At 66.7% G+C, this 14,754-nt stretch carries 13 protein-coding genes; 7 read left to right on the forward strand and 6 right to left on the reverse strand.

Annotated features, from left to right (window positions below; translation table 11 throughout):
* Nucleotides 1-137 precede the first annotated feature (137 nt).
* Nucleotides 138-1,805: an acyl-CoA synthetase gene (locus V8683_RS07785; protein WP_411192192.1), complete on the reverse strand. Its 1,668-nt coding sequence runs from the start codon at nucleotides 1,803-1,805 to the stop codon at nucleotides 138-140.
* Between the two features lie 165 nt (nucleotides 1,806-1,970).
* Here V8683_RS07785 and V8683_RS07790 point away from each other — a divergent pair, with 165 nt between their 5' ends.
* Together V8683_RS07790 and V8683_RS07795 are read left to right on the forward strand one after the other, a co-directional pair.
* On the forward strand, nucleotides 1,971-2,753 hold the full coding sequence (locus V8683_RS07790; RefSeq protein WP_411192193.1) for a Crp/Fnr family transcriptional regulator: 783 nt from the start codon (nucleotides 1,971-1,973) through the stop codon (nucleotides 2,751-2,753).
* A gap of 174 nt (nucleotides 2,754-2,927) precedes the next feature.
* Nucleotides 2,928-3,251, forward strand: coding sequence for a DUF4148 domain-containing protein (locus V8683_RS07795; protein ID WP_411192194.1), 324 nt, complete (start codon nucleotides 2,928-2,930; stop codon nucleotides 3,249-3,251).
* Between the two features lie 39 nt (nucleotides 3,252-3,290).
* Here V8683_RS07795 and V8683_RS07800 read toward each other — a convergent pair whose 3' ends face one another.
* Both V8683_RS07800 and V8683_RS07805 read right to left on the reverse strand, forming a co-directional pair.
* A complete protein-coding gene (locus V8683_RS07800) occupies nucleotides 3,291-5,042 on the reverse strand; it encodes a peptidoglycan D,D-transpeptidase FtsI family protein (RefSeq protein WP_411192195.1) in 1,752 nt (583 codons plus the stop codon).
* 221 nt (nucleotides 5,043-5,263) lie between these two features.
* Entirely contained in the window at nucleotides 5,264-6,811 is a 1,548-nt protein-coding gene (locus V8683_RS07805) for a methyl-accepting chemotaxis protein (protein ID WP_411192196.1), read from the reverse strand.
* Nucleotides 6,812-7,223: 412 nt separating this feature from the next.
* On the opposite strand from V8683_RS07805, the gene V8683_RS07810 reads away from it, so the two are divergent.
* The 4 genes from V8683_RS07810 to V8683_RS07825 are packed head-to-tail and all read left to right on the forward strand — an operon-like array spanning nucleotide 7,224 to nucleotide 11,959.
* Nucleotides 7,224-7,991, forward strand: coding sequence for a phosphocholine cytidylyltransferase family protein (locus V8683_RS07810; protein WP_411192197.1), 768 nt, complete (start codon nucleotides 7,224-7,226; stop codon nucleotides 7,989-7,991).
* Nucleotides 7,988-9,700, forward strand: a complete 1,713-nt coding sequence (gene aepX / locus V8683_RS07815; RefSeq protein WP_411192198.1) for a phosphoenolpyruvate mutase — start codon at nucleotides 7,988-7,990, stop codon at nucleotides 9,698-9,700. The genes V8683_RS07810 and aepX overlap by 4 nt, the downstream gene beginning before the upstream one ends.
* Nucleotides 9,697-10,881 carry a phosphonopyruvate decarboxylase gene (gene aepY / locus V8683_RS07820; RefSeq protein WP_411192199.1) on the forward strand — a complete coding sequence of 395 codons (1,185 nt, stop codon included), beginning with the start codon at nucleotides 9,697-9,699 and terminating at the stop codon, nucleotides 10,879-10,881. The genes aepX and aepY overlap by 4 nt, the downstream gene beginning before the upstream one ends.
* Nucleotides 10,882-10,891: 10 nt before the next feature.
* Nucleotides 10,892-11,959, forward strand: coding sequence for a 2-aminoethylphosphonate aminotransferase (locus V8683_RS07825; RefSeq protein WP_411192200.1), 1,068 nt, complete (start codon nucleotides 10,892-10,894; stop codon nucleotides 11,957-11,959).
* Between the two features lie 55 nt (nucleotides 11,960-12,014).
* On the opposite strand, the gene V8683_RS07830 is transcribed toward V8683_RS07825, so the two are convergent.
* Nucleotides 12,015-13,226, reverse strand: a complete 1,212-nt coding sequence (locus tag V8683_RS07830) for a PepSY-associated TM helix domain-containing protein (protein WP_411192201.1) — start codon at nucleotides 13,224-13,226, stop codon at nucleotides 12,015-12,017.
* Nucleotides 13,227-13,426: 200 nt separating this feature from the next.
* Nucleotides 13,427-13,678 (reverse strand): hypothetical protein, encoded by a 252-nt coding sequence (locus tag V8683_RS07835; protein WP_411192561.1) that lies wholly within the window; start codon nucleotides 13,676-13,678, stop codon nucleotides 13,427-13,429.
* Between the two features lie 128 nt (nucleotides 13,679-13,806).
* Here V8683_RS07835 and V8683_RS07840 point away from each other — a divergent pair, with 128 nt between their 5' ends.
* Nucleotides 13,807-14,025 (forward strand): hypothetical protein, encoded by a 219-nt coding sequence (locus V8683_RS07840; RefSeq protein ID WP_411192202.1) that lies wholly within the window; start codon nucleotides 13,807-13,809, stop codon nucleotides 14,023-14,025.
* 22 nt (nucleotides 14,026-14,047) lie between these two features.
* Here the strand turns inward: V8683_RS07840 and V8683_RS07845 are convergent, their stop codons facing one another.
* A complete protein-coding gene (locus V8683_RS07845; protein WP_411192203.1) occupies nucleotides 14,048-14,635 on the reverse strand; it encodes a nucleotidyltransferase family protein in 588 nt (195 codons plus the stop codon).
* Nucleotides 14,636-14,754 lie beyond the last annotated feature (119 nt).

Consider the following 14,754-nt stretch of genomic DNA (forward strand, 5'->3'; position numbering starts at 1 on the left):
GCCCTTGATGCGAAAACGATAACGCGCGGTAACTGACAGTCGACGTCCGATATCAATAGGGTCAGGTTGTCAACTCACGTTACATTCGGATCGGCGTCCAGCGCCCGCGGACCGCCGCCGCGGCGGCCCGTACCCGTTCAGGGTCCGGTTTTCTTTGCTGGGGCGCTGCTCAGGTCGATGGCGCTTTGCGACTTCATCTGCGCGCGCAACTCGTACTTCTGGATCTTGCCCGTGGCGGTGCGGGGCAGCTCGCCGAACCGCACTGCGCGCGGCACCTTGTAGTGCGCGAGGAAGAGACGGCAGTGGGCGATGATCTCTTCGACGGTCGCGCTCGCACCGGGGCGCAGTTCGACGAACGCGCACGGCACTTCGCCCCATTTCGCGTCGGGCATGGCCACCACGGCCGCGAGCGCGACGGCCGGATGCCGGTACAGGGTATCTTCCACCTCGATGCTGGAGATGTTTTCTCCACCCGAAATGATGACGTCCTTGCTGCGGTCGGTAATGCGCACGTAGCCGTCGGGCGTCATCACGCCCAGGTCGCCGGTATGGAACCAGCCGCCGCGGAAGGCGTCTTCGGTCGCGCGGTCGTTCTTGAGGTAGCCCTTCATGCAGATGTTGCCGCGGAACATGATTTCGCCGAGCGTTTCGCCGTCGGCCGGCACCGGCTCCAGGGTCGCGGGATCGAGCACGGTGAGACCGGCTTGCAGGTGATAGCGCACGCCCTGCCGCGCGGCGAGGCGCGCCTGTTCCTCGGCGGGGAGCGCTTGCCAGCTTTCCTGGATCGCGCAGACGGCGGCGGGCCCATACACCTCGGTCAGGCCATAAACGTGAGTGAGTTCGACGCCGATCGCTTTCATCTTCGCGATCACGGCGGGTGCGGGCGGCGCGCCCGCGACCATCGTATGGATCGTGTGCGCGATGCCCTCGCGGCATTCGGCGGGTGCGTCGGCGAGTGCGGACTGCACGATCGGCGCGCCGCAGTAGTGCGTGATGCGCTCGCGGCGGATCAGGTCGAACACGAGCTTCGCGTCGAACCGGCGCAGGCAGACGTTCACGCCCGCGCGCGCCGCGACGGTCCATGCGAAGCACCAGCCGTTGCAGTGAAAGAGCGGGAGCGTCCACAGGTAGACCGCATGCTTCGGCATGTCCCATTCGAGGATGTTGCTCACCGCGGCCAGCGCCGCGCCGCGATGGTGGTAGACCACGCCCTTCGGGTCGCCGGTCGTGCCGGACGTGTAATTGAGCGCGATGGCGTCCCACTCGCTGGACGGTGGCGTCCATTCGAACGCGGGGTCGCCCTGTTCGAGGAACGCTTCGTAGTCCGTGGCGCGCGGAAATTGTTCCGGGCTGGCGGGCGCGATGTCGGCGACGCTGATGATCGTCAGGTTCGGGAATTCCAGCGCCGCGCGTTGCGCGAGCGGCGCATATTCGGTGTCGACGATGAGTGCTTTCGCCTCGCCATGGCGCAGCATGAACAGCATGGTGGCCACGTCGAGCCGCGTATTCAGCGTGTTGAGCACGGCGCCGGCCATCGGCACGCCGAAGTGCGCCTCGACCATCGCGGGGATGTTGGGCAACAGCGCGGCCACCGTGTCGCCGCGGCCGATGCCGGCCTTCGCGAGCGCACTCGCGAGCCGGCGCGTACGTGCGTACATTTCGCGCCAGGTGCGGCGCACGTCGCCATGGACGATCGCGAGGCGCTCACCATAGACCTCGGCGGAACGCGCGATGAAGTCGAGCGGCGTGAGCGGCACAAAATTGGCCTCGCGTTGCGCGAGCCCTTCTTCGAAGAGGTGCACCATGGCGCTGTCTCCTGTCCTGGGCAAAGCCGTCGGGCGTGAAGCCCGGGCGGTTGTGGTTTATCGGTATGATCGCGCTATCCTGGCAGGGCTGCGCGCACGAGTCTGTCGCTGGCGCGACAGAGCCCCCCGGTTCCCTATTCCCCGATCCCACTCAGAGCTTGCGCGATGACGCAGTCCAGTATGCCCCCGGGCAGTAATCCGCCCGCCGAGCCGGCCGACGCCGGCGCCTGCACGCGGGGCGCCCAGCGCGTCGATGCTGCGGATCCGGTCCGGCTCGCCGCGCTGTTCGAACGCTGCACCTGGTTTCGTGCGCTGGCGCCCGAGCATCGCGCGTGGGTGCTGGCCGATTCGCATGCGCAGACTTACGCGCCCGGCGTGACCGTCGCTGCGCGCGAGGCGCCGTCCGCACACTGGCTCGGTGTCAGCGCCGGGCTCGTCAAGCTCGCGATCTTCAACGCCTCGGGGCGCGGCTGCACGTTTTCGGGCGTGCCGCATGGCGGCTGGTTCGGCGAGGGCAGCGTGATCAAGCGCGAGCCCCGCAAGTACGACGTGATCGCGCTGCAGCACTCGCTCGTGATGGCGGTGCCGGCCGATACGTTTCACCGGCTCATGGACTGTAGCTTGCCGTTCAACCGTTTCGTGATCCATCAACTGAACAACCGCATGGGCGAATTCATCGCGCTGATCCAGAACAGCCGCTTGCTCGACGTCGACGCGCGCGTTGCCCAGGCGCTCGCGCAGCTCTTCAATCCCGACCTTTACCCCGAGACCGGACTGGCGCTGGAAATATCGCAGGAGGAGATCGGCATGCTCGCGGGCGCATCGCGGCAGCGGGTCAATCAGGCGCTGCAAACGCTCGAAAAGGCGGGGCTCGTCACGCTCTCGTACAACCGCGTGGACGTTCTCGATCTCGACGGATTGAGGAGGTTCGGCCGCGATCAGCTTTGAAGGGGCAGAAGGCGCACGGCTCGCGGATCGTTGAGCAGGATGAAAGGGTCCCTCTCGCCGCGGGTGCTTTTTGCGGGGCGGCACGCTGCGTAGACTTTGCTCACCGACTCGCGCATGACTGGGTGGTGCACGAAGCCCGCGGCGCGAGTCTCTTTCATGCTTCAGGAGAGCAAAATGAAGACCGCAATGTTGCGTACCGCAGTGGTTTCGATGATGTTTGCCGTTCCCGCGATGTCGTTCGCGCAGTCCGCGAACAACGCGCCGGTCACGCGCGCAGAAGTGAAGCAGCAGATCGTCGATCTGGAATCGGTGGGATACAACCCGGCCCACCTCAACGACGCCACGTATCCCGAGGACGTGCAGGCAGCCATGCAGCGCCTTGGCGAGAAGCGCGCGAATGAGGCACGCCTCGCCCAGGAACGGCAGATTGCGCAGTCGAGCTATGGCAGCTCGCCCGCGCAAAGCAGCGAATCGGGCGCTCCGGCGTCGGCGCGCTAAAGGCGTGGCGATGCCTGCATATCGTGAGCATCGCGCGTTTCAGGCATCCGGCGGCACGCCGAGCAGTTGCAACGTGCCGGCGGTGACGCCCGAGAACACCGGTCCCGCCACCGTGCCACCGTAATAGGCACGGCTGGCGGGATCGTCGATCATCACGGCCACGATCACGCGCGGCGCGCTCATCGGCGCCATGCCGACGAACAGCGCGCGATAGCGGTTCTTCGCATAGCCCGCGCCGATCTGCTTGCGCGCGGTGCCGGTCTTGCCGCCGATACGATAGCCTTCCACCGTCGCCGCGCGGCCCGTTCCGCCTTCGTGCGTCGCCATCTCCAGCATGGTGCGCATGGCAGCGGCAGTGGCCGGCGTCGTGACTCTGCGCGCCATGGTTGCGGGCGCATCGATCGAGTTTTCTTCGGCGATGCCATCGGCCAGCGAATCTTCCGGTTTGACCAGAAGCCGCGCGGGATACATCGTGCCGTCGCCCGCATAAGCCGTGTAGAGCTGCGCGATCTGCAGCAGCGACGCCGAAAGGCCGTAGCCGTAGGCCATCGTGGCCTGCTCGATGGGACGCCAGCGCGCCCACGGCCGTACGCGGCCCGCCGCGGCGCCCGGGAATGTCACGGCGGGTTTCTGCCCGAGCCCATATTCCTGATACTTGTTCCAGATGGTCTGCGCCGGCAGGGTCAACGCGAGCTTCGCGAGGGCGATATTGCTCGACTTCTGGATGGCCTCCGCGACGGTCATGCGCCCGTGGTCCGAGGTGTCGTGGATCGTCGCGGTCCCGATGCGGTACGAGCCCGGCCCGGTGTCGATGATCGTGTCGGGCGTCGCCTTGTGCAGGTCCATGGCGAGCGCCGCCACGACCGGCTTGATCGTGGAGCCGGGCTCGAACGTATCCACCACGGCGCGGTTGCGCAGTTGGCGGCCCGTGAGCCGCGCGCGGTCGTTCGGATCGTACGACGGCCAGTTCGCGAGCGCGAGGATGTCGCCGTTGCGCGCGTCGAGCACCACCACGCTGCCGGCTTCGGCGTTGTGCTTCGCGACGGCGGCCTTCAATTGCGCATACGCGAGCTGCTGCACGCGGCGGTCGATCGTGAGCTGGACGGTCTCGCCGTTCTTCGGCAATACGCGCTCGCGCGTTTCGGATATGACGCGGCCCAGCCGGTCGCGGATCACTTCGCGCTGGCCCGGCGTGCCGTGCAACTGCGTGTCCGCCGCGAGCTCGACGCCTTCCTGCCCGATGTCTTCGATACCGGTGAAGCCCACCACGTGCGCCGCCGATTCGCCTTCGGGATAGAAGCGCTTCGAGTCCGCGATCAGCGTGATGCCGCTCGTGGCCATTGCGTCGATGTGCGCGGCGGTGTCCGGGTCCACCTGGCGCTTGAGCAGCACGAACGAGCGCTCGCCCGAAAGACGGCGGCGCAGCTCGGCGAGCGGCATGGCGAGCAGCTTCGCGAGCGGCTCGCAGGCCGCTTCGTCGACGCGCTTCGGATTGGCCCAGATCTCGAAGCTTTCCAGGCTCACGGCGAGAAGCGCGCCGTTGCGATCCACGATGCGCCCGCGCCGCGCGTCGAGTTCCAGCGTGCGCTGATAGCGCTTTTGCCCTTGCTGGACGTAGAAGTCGTGATTGACCACCTGGATCCACAGCGCCCGCCCCGCGAGCGCCGCGAACCCGGCGAACGCGATGAAGACCATCAGCTTCGAACGCCAGGCGGGCAGGCTCGGGGTGAGCATCGGGTGACGCGTGGCAAGGGCGTGCGGGTCGCGCGGCGGCTTGTTCCGGGAGGTCATCGGGTAGTGGGGCGTCGTGTCATGGCATGAATTGTAATTGCAATGTAATTTAAATGAAATGTTGCGGGCGGGGCTGGCGTCGGACCAGGCCGTACCCGTCGGTACGGCTGCAAACCGGATAGTAGAGCTGATTAATTATCGGGAATGCGATGTCTGCTGATGGCGTCGCGCGTGGGAAGGGGGGAATTGCGGGCCGGCCGAAGCGGCCGGCCGGGAGGCCGTCAGGCGAGCGCCGGCAGCCTGAAGCTAGAGATCGCTTCGCGCAGCATGGTCACCTGATCCTTGAGCGAGTGCGCTGCCGCGGCGGCTTCTTCGACGAGCGCGGCGTTCTGCTGCGTGACCTGGTCCATCTCGCCGACGGCGCGGTTGACCTGCTCGATGCCCGCGCTCTGCTCGCGCGAGGCGTGGCTGATTTCCTCGAGAATCTCGTGCACGCGCCGCACGGACTGCATGATCTCCGTCATCGTCGTGCCCGCGTCCGTGACGAGTTGCGCGCCTTCCGCCACCGTCCCGGTCGACTTTTCGATGAGCGACTTGATTTCCTTGGCCGCCGTGGCCGAACGCTGCGCGAGGCTGCGCACTTCGGCGGCGACCACGGCGAAGCCACGGCCCTGCTCGCCCGCGCGCGCGGCCTCCACGGCCGCATTGAGCGCAAGGATGTTGGTCTGGAAGGCAATGCCGTCGATCACGCCGATGATGTCGCCGATCTGGCGCGAGCTCGTGGTGATGTCGCCCATCGTGCGGACCACGTTTTCCACCACCTCGTTGCCGCGCGTCGCCACGTCGGCGGCCTGGCTCGCGAGCGTGGCCGCGTGCTGCGCGCTGTCCGCGTTCTGGCGCACGTTGGCGGTCATCTGGTCCATGCTCGACGCCGTTTCCACGAGCGCCGCGGCCTGTTGTTCGGTGCGTTGAGAAAGATCCGTGTTGCCCGCGGCGATCTCGTTCGCCCCCACGTTGATGTTCTCCGCGCCGCCCAGCACGCGCGACACGGTTTCGACGAGCGAACCCTGCATGGTCGAGAGCGCGCGCATCAGGCTGTTCTCGTTGCCGCCCTCTACCTGCACGCGCGTAGTGAGGTCGCCGTGGGCGATGCGGTTCGCCGTTTCGACGGCGACCTCCAGCTCGCCGCCGAGGCTCGAGCGCACGCTGCGCACGACGAAGATCATGACGATCGTCGCCACGGCGCCGAGCACGAGCGTCACCGCGAGCCAGATGCCGAGGCTTTCGAAGAAGGCCGCGCGGACGTCGTCCATGTACATGCCCGTGACGATGCACCAGTCCCACGGCGCGAAGCGCTTGCCGTAGCTCGTCTTGGGCACAGGCTGATCGTGGCCGGGCTTGGCCCAGAGGTAATCGACGAAGCCGCCTTCGGGCTGGTTGGCGGCGGCCGCGAGGTCGGTGAACAGATGGTGGCCGGCCGGGTCGGTGAAGCCGGCGAGCATCTTGCCGTCGAGCTCGGGCTTGATCGGATGCATGAGCATCACGGACTGCGAATTATTGACGCTCAGGTAGCCGTCGGTGCCGTAGCGGATCGAGCCGATGACGGCGAGCGCCTGCTTCTGCGCGTCGGCCTCCGAAAGTTTTCCTTGCTGGGAGAGCGTGTAGTAATAGTGGGTGATGCTCATCGCTTCTTCGACGAGCGTTTTCAATTGCGCCTCGCGCTCGCGGATCATCGAGGTGCGGCTTTGCCACGCGCCAAAGGCGACGATGAGCAGAAGGCCGATCCAGAGGATCGCGATCATCGAACGGAGTTTCTGATTCAGGGTCATGGTCGGTCGGGTCGTTCGTGGGGCGGCAGGGGGCTGAGGGGCGGGGTGCGTCCGACTGTGTTAACGGCGCGCGCGCACGACGGCGCGATCAGGGGGAACCCTGAATGCGCGGGCCTTTGCGGGGATATTCATCCGAAGAATGGCGCGGTTTGCGCGCTGAAACGGATGGGTAGCGGGTGGGGAGGGCGGACGGGTGGGAAAAACGTCAAAAGAGCCGTGACAAAACCACAAATTTCACTGCATCACCATGTTTTGCCACGATTAGAGGTGCGACAAGGCAATTGGGAATCATTTCCGTTATAGTCGCGAATTCGGCTCCCGAGCCGACGCGGCCTTGCCGCGCCGGCACCGAGGGCCGGCAAGAAGAGCGGGCGGCGGCGCCCGCCCCAATAACAAAACCCTTGGAAACCGAATGCGAGCGATCATTCTTGCCGCCGGCCTTGGCCTGCGGCTTCAGCAAGCCGAGGGCAAACAGTATCCGAAATGCCTGTTACGTTTTGATGGCGTCTCGCTGCTCGAGCGGCATTTGCGCCTGCTCGAAGCTCAGGGCGTGACAGACGTGGTCCTCGCGCTCGGCTTCCAGCCGCAAAGCGTCGAGGCGGAGCTGGCCCGCATCGGCTGGCCGCACAGGGTCGAGACCGTGCTCAATACCCGCTACGAGCTGGGCAGCGTGCTCACGGTGCACTGTGTGGCCGATGCGCTCACGCGCGGCGGTGACGTCCTGTTGATGGACGCCGATGTGCTCTACGACGAACGCGTGCTGGCGCCGCTCGTTGCCGGCACCGGCGGCACGAACCGCCTCCTGATCGACCGCGACTTCGAAACCGGCGACGAGCCCGTGAAGCTCTGCCTGCGCGAAGGCGTGCCCGTCGAATTGCGCAAGCAGCTCGCGGTAAGTCTGCAGTACGACACGATCGGCGAGTCGGTGGGCTTCTTTCGCCTCAACGAGGCCACGGCGCGGCGCTTCGCGCAGATCGTGGCCGGCTATGTCGAGAGCGGCCGCGCGAACCTGCCGCACGAAGAGGCGTTGCGCGACCTGCTGCTCGAACGCGGCCGCGAGTTCGAGACGGCCGACGTGACCGGCGCCCCCTGGATCGAAATCGATTTTCCCAATGATGTGACGCGCGCGGCGCAACAAGTGCTGCCGCAACTGCGCCGTCCGGCAGGAGTAACACGATGAACGCACGCGAACCCGCCGCGGTTCTCACCGCAGTTTCCACTTCCCGCAGCGCGCGGCTGCGCCAGATGCTCTTGAGTAACGAACTCGAATTCCTGATGGAAGCCCACAACGGTCTTTCCGCGCGCATTGCACGCGAGGCGGGCTTCAAGGCGATCTGGGGTTCGGGTCTTTCGATCTCCGCGCAGTTCGGCGTACGCGACAACAACGAGGCGAGCTGGACCCAGGTGGTCGACAACCTCGAGTTCATGGCCGACGCGAGCGATCTGCCCATCCTGCTCGACGGCGACACGGGCTACGGCAATTTCAACAACGTGCGCCGCCTCGTGCGCAAGCTCGAACAGCGCGGCATTGCGGGCGTGTGCATCGAAGACAAGCAGTTTCCGAAGACCAACAGCTTCATCAAGGGCGAGGCGCAGCCGCTCGCCGACATGGACGAGTTCTGCGGCAAGATCAAGGCCGGCAAGGACTCGCAGACCGACGAAAACTTCTCGATCGTCGCGCGCGTCGAGGCGCTGATCGCGGGCTGGGGCATGGACGAAGCGCTCAAGCGCGCCGAGGCCTATCGCCTCGCGGGCGCGGACGCGATCCTCATCCACAGCAAGCTCTCGAAACCCGACGAAATCCTCACGTTCGCGCGCGAGTGGGCCGGGCGCGGTCCGCTCGTGATCGTGCCGACCAAGTACTACAGCACGCCGACCGATGTGTTTCGCAAGGCCGGCATCAGCGTCGTGATCTGGGCGAACCATCTCGTGCGCGCGTCGGCTTCGGCCATGCAGGCCGTGGCGAAGACGATTCACGACACGGAAACGCTCGTCGACGTGGAAGACCGCATTGCATCGGTCAACGAAATTTTCCGCCTGCAGGACGCCGACGAATATTCCGAAGCGGAAAACCGCTACCTGTCCACGTCGCGCAACGCGGGTTCGGCCATCGTGCTGGCCGCGAGCCGCGGCTCGGGCCTCGACGCTTTTACCGAGGACAAGCCGAAGGTCATGCTGCCGGTGGCGGGCAAGCCGCTGCTGCGCTGGCTTGTCGATGCGTTCAAGAAGCAGTCGGTGAACGACATCACCGTGGTGGGCGGCTATTGCGCCGACGCGATCGACAGCGCCGGCATCAAGCTCGTGCGTAACGAGCGTTACGCGCAGACGAACGAGCTTGCGTCGCTCGCATGCGCGGTGGACGCGATGCAACACGACACCGTGATTTCCTACGGCGATCTGCTGTTCCGCAGCTACCTCCTGCGCGATCTGGTCGAAAGCGAGGCGGAGTTCCGCGTCGTGATCGATTCGTCGCCGGCTACGGAGAACCGCAGCGTGCGCGACTTCGCATGGTGCTCGGCAGCCGACGACCGGGGCCTGTTCGGCAACAAGGTGCTGCTCTCGCGCGTTTCCAGCGATCTGGGCGCAACGGACAACGCGGTTGAAGCGCCGCATGGCCGCTGGATCGGGCTCATGAGCGTGCGCGGCGCGGGCCGCGAGAAGCTCGCGAAGAAGCTCGCGCAACTGCAGACGCGCGCCGATTTCGACACGCTCGACATGCCGGTGCTCCTCAACGCGCTGATCGCGGACGGCGAAAAGATCGAGGTGCAATACGTGCATGGCCACTGGCGCGGCGTGAACGACCTTGAAGACTTCTGCCGCGCGGGCGACTTCGCCCATGAGCAAACGCCGCTGGGCGCGGGAGAGGCGAAACCGGAGGGCGGCGCATGATCGAGGCGGCACAATTTGTCGAAGCGGCGCGTGCGCGCGGTTTCGAATGGTATGCGGGCGTGCCCTGCTCGTATCTCACGCCGTTCATCAACTACGTGCTGCAGGACGAATCGCTGCACTACGTTTCGGCAGCCAACGAGGGCGATGCCGTTGCGTTGATCGCGGGCGTCGCGCTCGCGGGCAAGCGCGGTATCACGATGATGCAGAACTCGGGCCTCGGCAACGCCGTGAGTCCGCTCACGTCGCTCACGTGGACCTTCCGTCTGCCGCAACTGCTGATCGTGACGTGGCGCGGCCAGCCCGGCTTTTCCGACGAGCCGCAGCACGCGCTGATGGGCCCGGTCACGCCGCGGATGCTCGAAACGATGGAGATTCCCTGGGAGATCTTTCCGACCGAGGCCGACCAGATCGGGCCGGCGCTCGAGCGCGCCATCCGTCATATGGACGAAACGGGTCGTCCGTATGCTCTCGTGATGCAGAAGGGCAGCGTCGCGCCGGTCGAACTGAAGAACGGCGCCGCGCCGGAAAGGCATGCCCTGGCGGTTGCCCAATCGAAGTGGACCGATCGGGCTGCGAACGAATGGCCGTCGCGCCGCGATGCTCTCGAACGGGTGATCGCGGCCACGCCCGCGGAATCGACGGTCGTGATCGCCTCCACGGGCTTTTGCGGCCGCGAGCTCTACGCGCTCGACGACCGCGCGAATCAGCTCTACATGGTCGGCTCGATGGGCTGCGTCACGCCGTTCGCGCTGGGCCTCGCGCTGGCGCGCCCCGACCTGAACGTCGTCGCGCTCGATGGTGACGGCGCCGCGCTGATGCGCATGGGCGTCTTCGCGACGCTCGGCGCCTACGGGCCGTCGAACCTCACGCATGTGCTGCTCGACAACGGCGCGCACGATTCCACGGGCGGCCAGGCCACGGTTTCGCAGCAGGTGTCGTTCGCGGCTGTCGCCGCCGCATGCGGCTATGCCGACGCCGTGGAGAGCGACGACCTCGCCGCGCTCGACGGCGTGCTCGCCGCCGCGCGCGAGCGCCGCGCCGGCGCCGATGGCGTGAGCGGCACGCGCTTCGTACGCCTCACGATACGCCGCGGCACGCCCGACGGCCTGCCGCGTCCCACGATCACGCCGCCCGATGTGAAGACGCGCCTGATGCGCCACATCGGCGCGCTCGTTCAGTAAGAATATGTCGATGTTGCTGCTCAATCCCGGCCCGGTCACGCTCACGGAACGCGTGCGCCGCAGCCTGCTGCAGGAAGACCTGTGCCACCGCGAAAGCGAGTTTTTCGACGTGCAGGAAGAGGCGCGCACGCGCCTCGTGAATGTGTATGGCCTCGACGCCGCCCAGTGGCAGGCTGTGCTGTTGACCGGCTCCGGCACGGCTGCGGTCGAGAGCATGATCGCGTCGCTCGTGCCCGAAAGCGGCAAGCTGCTGATCGTCGAGAATGGCGTGTATGGCGAGCGCATCACGCAGATCGCGAAGCAGTATGGCATTGCCCATGAAGTGGTGAAGCACGACTGGATGCAGGCGTCCGATCTCGCCCGTATCGTCGGTCATCTCGACGCCGACCGCGCGATCACGCATGTCGCGATCATCCATCACGAAACCACCACGGGGCGGCTGAACGACCTGCGCGCGCTCGGCGAGGCCTGCCGCGCGCGCGGCGTGCAGATGCTGGTGGACGGCGTGAGCAGCTTCGGCGCCGAAGCGATCGACTTCAACGATACGAGCATCGCCGCCGTGGCCGCGACGGCGAACAAGTGCCTGCACGGCGTGCCGGGCGCGGCCTTCGTGATCGTGCGCCGCGCGGCGCTCGCCACGGCGGCGAGCCGTACCTATTACCTCGACCTCAGGCGCCTCGCCACGCTGCAGGACCAGCGCAACACGCCGTTCACGCCTTCGGTGCACGCATACTATGCGCTCGTCGAGGCGCTGCGCGAGCTGGCCGACGAGGGCGGCTGGCAGGCACGCCACGCGCGCTATGCGGCGCTTTCGGAGCAGGTGCGCGCGGGTCTCGAGGCCCGCGGCATCGCAAGCGTGCTGCCGAAGGACGAATCGTCGGTCGTGCTGCGTGCGTTCCGGCTCCCGCAGGGTGTCGATTATCCGAAGCTGCACGATGCGCTGAAGGCGCGCGGCTTCGTGATCTACGCGGGGCAGGGCGGTCTATCGGCGGAGCTGTTCCGTATCTCGACGATGGGCGATATCCACGCGCCGGATATCGAGCGTTTGCTGGCGGCGTTCGACGATATCGTGCGCTGAACTTACCGACGGTGGTGATCAGGGTTGCTGTGATCGGCTGGTTGGGGCATGGGATTCAGGCGCTGGCAGAGATCGAGGCTCGATCCACCTTCGTCGTCCGCCGCCGCGCGCGGGCCTTCTTCAGCCAGATCAGCAAGCCGGTCACGCTGAGCACCGCCACGCATACCCCCGTAAAGCTGATCGCGATGCGGCCCGCGAGTCCTGCGATGCGACCGGAGTGCAGCGGAAACTGCAGTTGCATGAAAAGATCGCCCATCGTGCCCCGGCCCGGGATCTGCGCGCTGATCAGCTTCCCCGAGCGTGCGTCCATCATCAGCCAGGGATTGCCAAGCCCCGCGTCGCCATGGCTGTTGCCGGCCGCGAAATACCCCACGCCATAGATGCCGAGCGCCGGCACGTAGAAGAGGCCGCCAGGCGGCGCGGCGAGTCGCTCGCGCCGGCCCGCCTCGGGCGCGGCGGCCACGATGCGCTCGCGCGCGGCCGCGGCTTCATCCTCGGTGAGGCGCGGGCCGGGCGCGACGCTGCGGAACGGATCGGGCGCGAGCGTCGAGAACAGCGACACCACGGGCCGCACGACCGGTCCGGCAAGATTCATCGAGACCGACGTGAGCGCGACGATCGTCAGGAGTCCCCATAGCCATACGCCGCCCGAACGATGCAGGTCGAACGTGAGCGCATAGCCGCCGCGCTTCATGCGGAAAGCGAACGACTTGCGCCAGCTTTTCAGGCTCGGAAACGCCAGCGCGAGCGCGATGAGGCCGTCGAAGAGCCAGACCATGCCGACGACCCCCATCGTCCAGATGCCGAGATCGACTCCCGCCCTGGTCGGCAGGAACAGCGTGTAGTGAAACTGGTAGAGACAGGGAATCAGGTTCAGGCGAGCGAGCGAGGGCTTGCCCCACATGCGGTGCCCCTGCACGACGCCGGTCGCGGGGTCGAGCGACACCTCGTTGAAGTCGAGCGCATAGGGCGCCCGGGTGGCCGGGTCGATGCGCGGCTGCACCCGCACGATCAGCGCGTCGCCGGGTTCGACCGAAAGCGGCAGATACGTGACCTGCACGCGCGGATCAGCGGCTTCGAGGCGCTCGGCCAGCTTTACGGCGGGCAGCGGCGCGCCGTCCGTCCGGGCGTGAAAGTACGACGGGTTGAGCCAGGCGTCCAGTTCGTGGTCCCACGCGATCACCGCGCCGGTGAGCCCGGCGAGGAACAGGAAGCCCGCCATGGTGAGGCCGAACCAGCGGTGCAGGCGGACCAGCAGGGGTCTCATGCGACAGTGCGGGCCGGCGCCGCGTCGAGTGGAATCACGTCGTATCAATAGTGCAAATGCGAATTGTTCGTATTCTATGTCGATAGCGTGACGGACGCAAGCCGGACGAAAGGCGTGGGCAGGCACAGGGCGCCACTCTGCCTGAGTGCGAAGATCGACTACGGATGTAAGTGGAGTTGCCAGGTCCCGGGCAGAGCGGCCTACACGGGGTCCTTGTTCGGCGGCCCTTCGGGGCGTTGAGGCTCTTCGTTGTGATGGCCCGGCGGCGGAGGCGTGAGCGGGTCGCGCTCGGGGTCGCGCGTCGGGTCGGCGAGCGGATCGGGCAGCGGATTCGTATGCGAGCAGATCATCTCGGGTACCTCGTGCGCGGGGTTTCCACCGTTGCGGCGGATCCGTTCTTCACTGTACTGCATGGCAACGGCGATGACCACGCGTTCTGCCGGGGCATCCATTGTTGTGAAGATCGCAATGCTGTTTATATGTCATCAGCATTTCACAATCGCGAGCCAGCCCTTAGACTCCTGCCTTTTTCGAAATTGGGTGCCGAAGCGGCGCCCGGTTTGTTTTCTCGGAGCGGGTCATGGGTGCGGCGGTGATTGGGGTGGTGTTTCTGGCGGGTTTGATCGGTGTGCCATCGCTGTTCGGCCACGGCAATTCTGGCGCTAACCGCGCCAGGCCGCAGGCAACGCAGCAGCAGGCCGCCGCGGCGCCCGCACCCGCATCCGCACCGGCCCAGATCGCCGAGGTGGGCGCCGACGCGTCGACTTTCGCCTACACCCGCGCAGGCGAGCGCCCCTGAGGCCGCAAGCTTTCGCGGTTTCCTAGAGGTCGCTCAGGTCGGCCGGCGTGTCGACGTCGCGCAGGATGCCGGGATCGTCCACGTCGATGCGCATGAGCGGATACGTGGCGAGCAGGGCACGCGCGCCGGCGTCGCCGTCCAGCGCGAGCAGCGCCTCGCGATGTTCGAGGCCGAAACCCACCGGGTGTCCGCGCTGTCCTTCGTAGAACGGCGCGGCAAGCGCGGCGCCTTCGTCGATCGCGCGCGCCACGGCCGCGATGGTCTCGACCGCGATGCGCGGCATGTCGGCGAGCGCAACGATCCAGCTTTCCGCGTCGCCGGCCGCGCCCACGCCCGCCGCGAGGCTCGCGCCCATGCCTCTTTGCGCATCGGCGGAATACACCACGTCGCAGCCGGCTTCGTTGAGCACGCAGGCCAGCGTCTCCGCGCCGGGACGCACCACGGCGATGACTTTGGGAACGACGAGCAGCAGGCGGTGCGCGGCTTCGCGCGCGACGCTGGTGCCCCCCGGCAGCGGAGCGAGGAGCTTGTTGCGCAGACCGTTGGGATCGAAGCGCGATCCGGTGCCGGCGGCAAGCAGTACGCCGGTGGCAAGCGATGCGTAGGCCATGGGGTGTCTGGCGCGCGAGAAGATCGAGCATCGATTGTGCGGCGCAAGCGCGTGTGAAGCAAGGCCTGCGAATCAAACCGCCTTGCCCGCACCATAGGCGTGCAGGCAAGGCCGCCAGG

The organism is Paraburkholderia sp. AV2 (genome assembly GCF_054968425.1).

Coding starts and splice junctions, on each gene's coding strand:
- V8683_RS07785 (WP_411192192.1), bottom strand. CDS start 1,805: ATGGTGCACCTCTTCGAAGAAGGGCTCGCGCAACGCGAGGCCAATTTT.
- aepY (WP_411192199.1), top strand. CDS start 9,697: ATGATCGAGGCGGCACAATTTGTCGAAGCGGCGCGTGCGCGCGGTTTC.
- V8683_RS07830 (WP_411192201.1), bottom strand. CDS start 13,226: ATGAGACCCCTGCTGGTCCGCCTGCACCGCTGGTTCGGCCTCACCATG.
- V8683_RS07835 (WP_411192561.1), bottom strand. CDS start 13,678: ATGGATGCCCCGGCAGAACGCGTGGTCATCGCCGTTGCCATGCAGTAC.
- V8683_RS07840 (WP_411192202.1), top strand. CDS start 13,807: ATGGGTGCGGCGGTGATTGGGGTGGTGTTTCTGGCGGGTTTGATCGGT.
- V8683_RS07795 (WP_411192194.1), top strand. CDS start 2,928: ATGAAGACCGCAATGTTGCGTACCGCAGTGGTTTCGATGATGTTTGCC.
- V8683_RS07810 (WP_411192197.1), top strand. CDS start 7,224: ATGCGAGCGATCATTCTTGCCGCCGGCCTTGGCCTGCGGCTTCAGCAA.
- V8683_RS07825 (WP_411192200.1), top strand. CDS start 10,892: ATGTTGCTGCTCAATCCCGGCCCGGTCACGCTCACGGAACGCGTGCGC.
- V8683_RS07805 (WP_411192196.1), bottom strand. CDS start 6,811: ATGACCCTGAATCAGAAACTCCGTTCGATGATCGCGATCCTCTGGATC.
- V8683_RS07800 (WP_411192195.1), bottom strand. CDS start 5,042: ATGACCTCCCGGAACAAGCCGCCGCGCGACCCGCACGCCCTTGCCACG.
- V8683_RS07845 (WP_411192203.1), bottom strand. CDS start 14,635: ATGGCCTACGCATCGCTTGCCACCGGCGTACTGCTTGCCGCCGGCACC.
- aepX (WP_411192198.1), top strand. CDS start 7,988: ATGAACGCACGCGAACCCGCCGCGGTTCTCACCGCAGTTTCCACTTCC.
- V8683_RS07790 (WP_411192193.1), top strand. CDS start 1,971: ATGACGCAGTCCAGTATGCCCCCGGGCAGTAATCCGCCCGCCGAGCCG.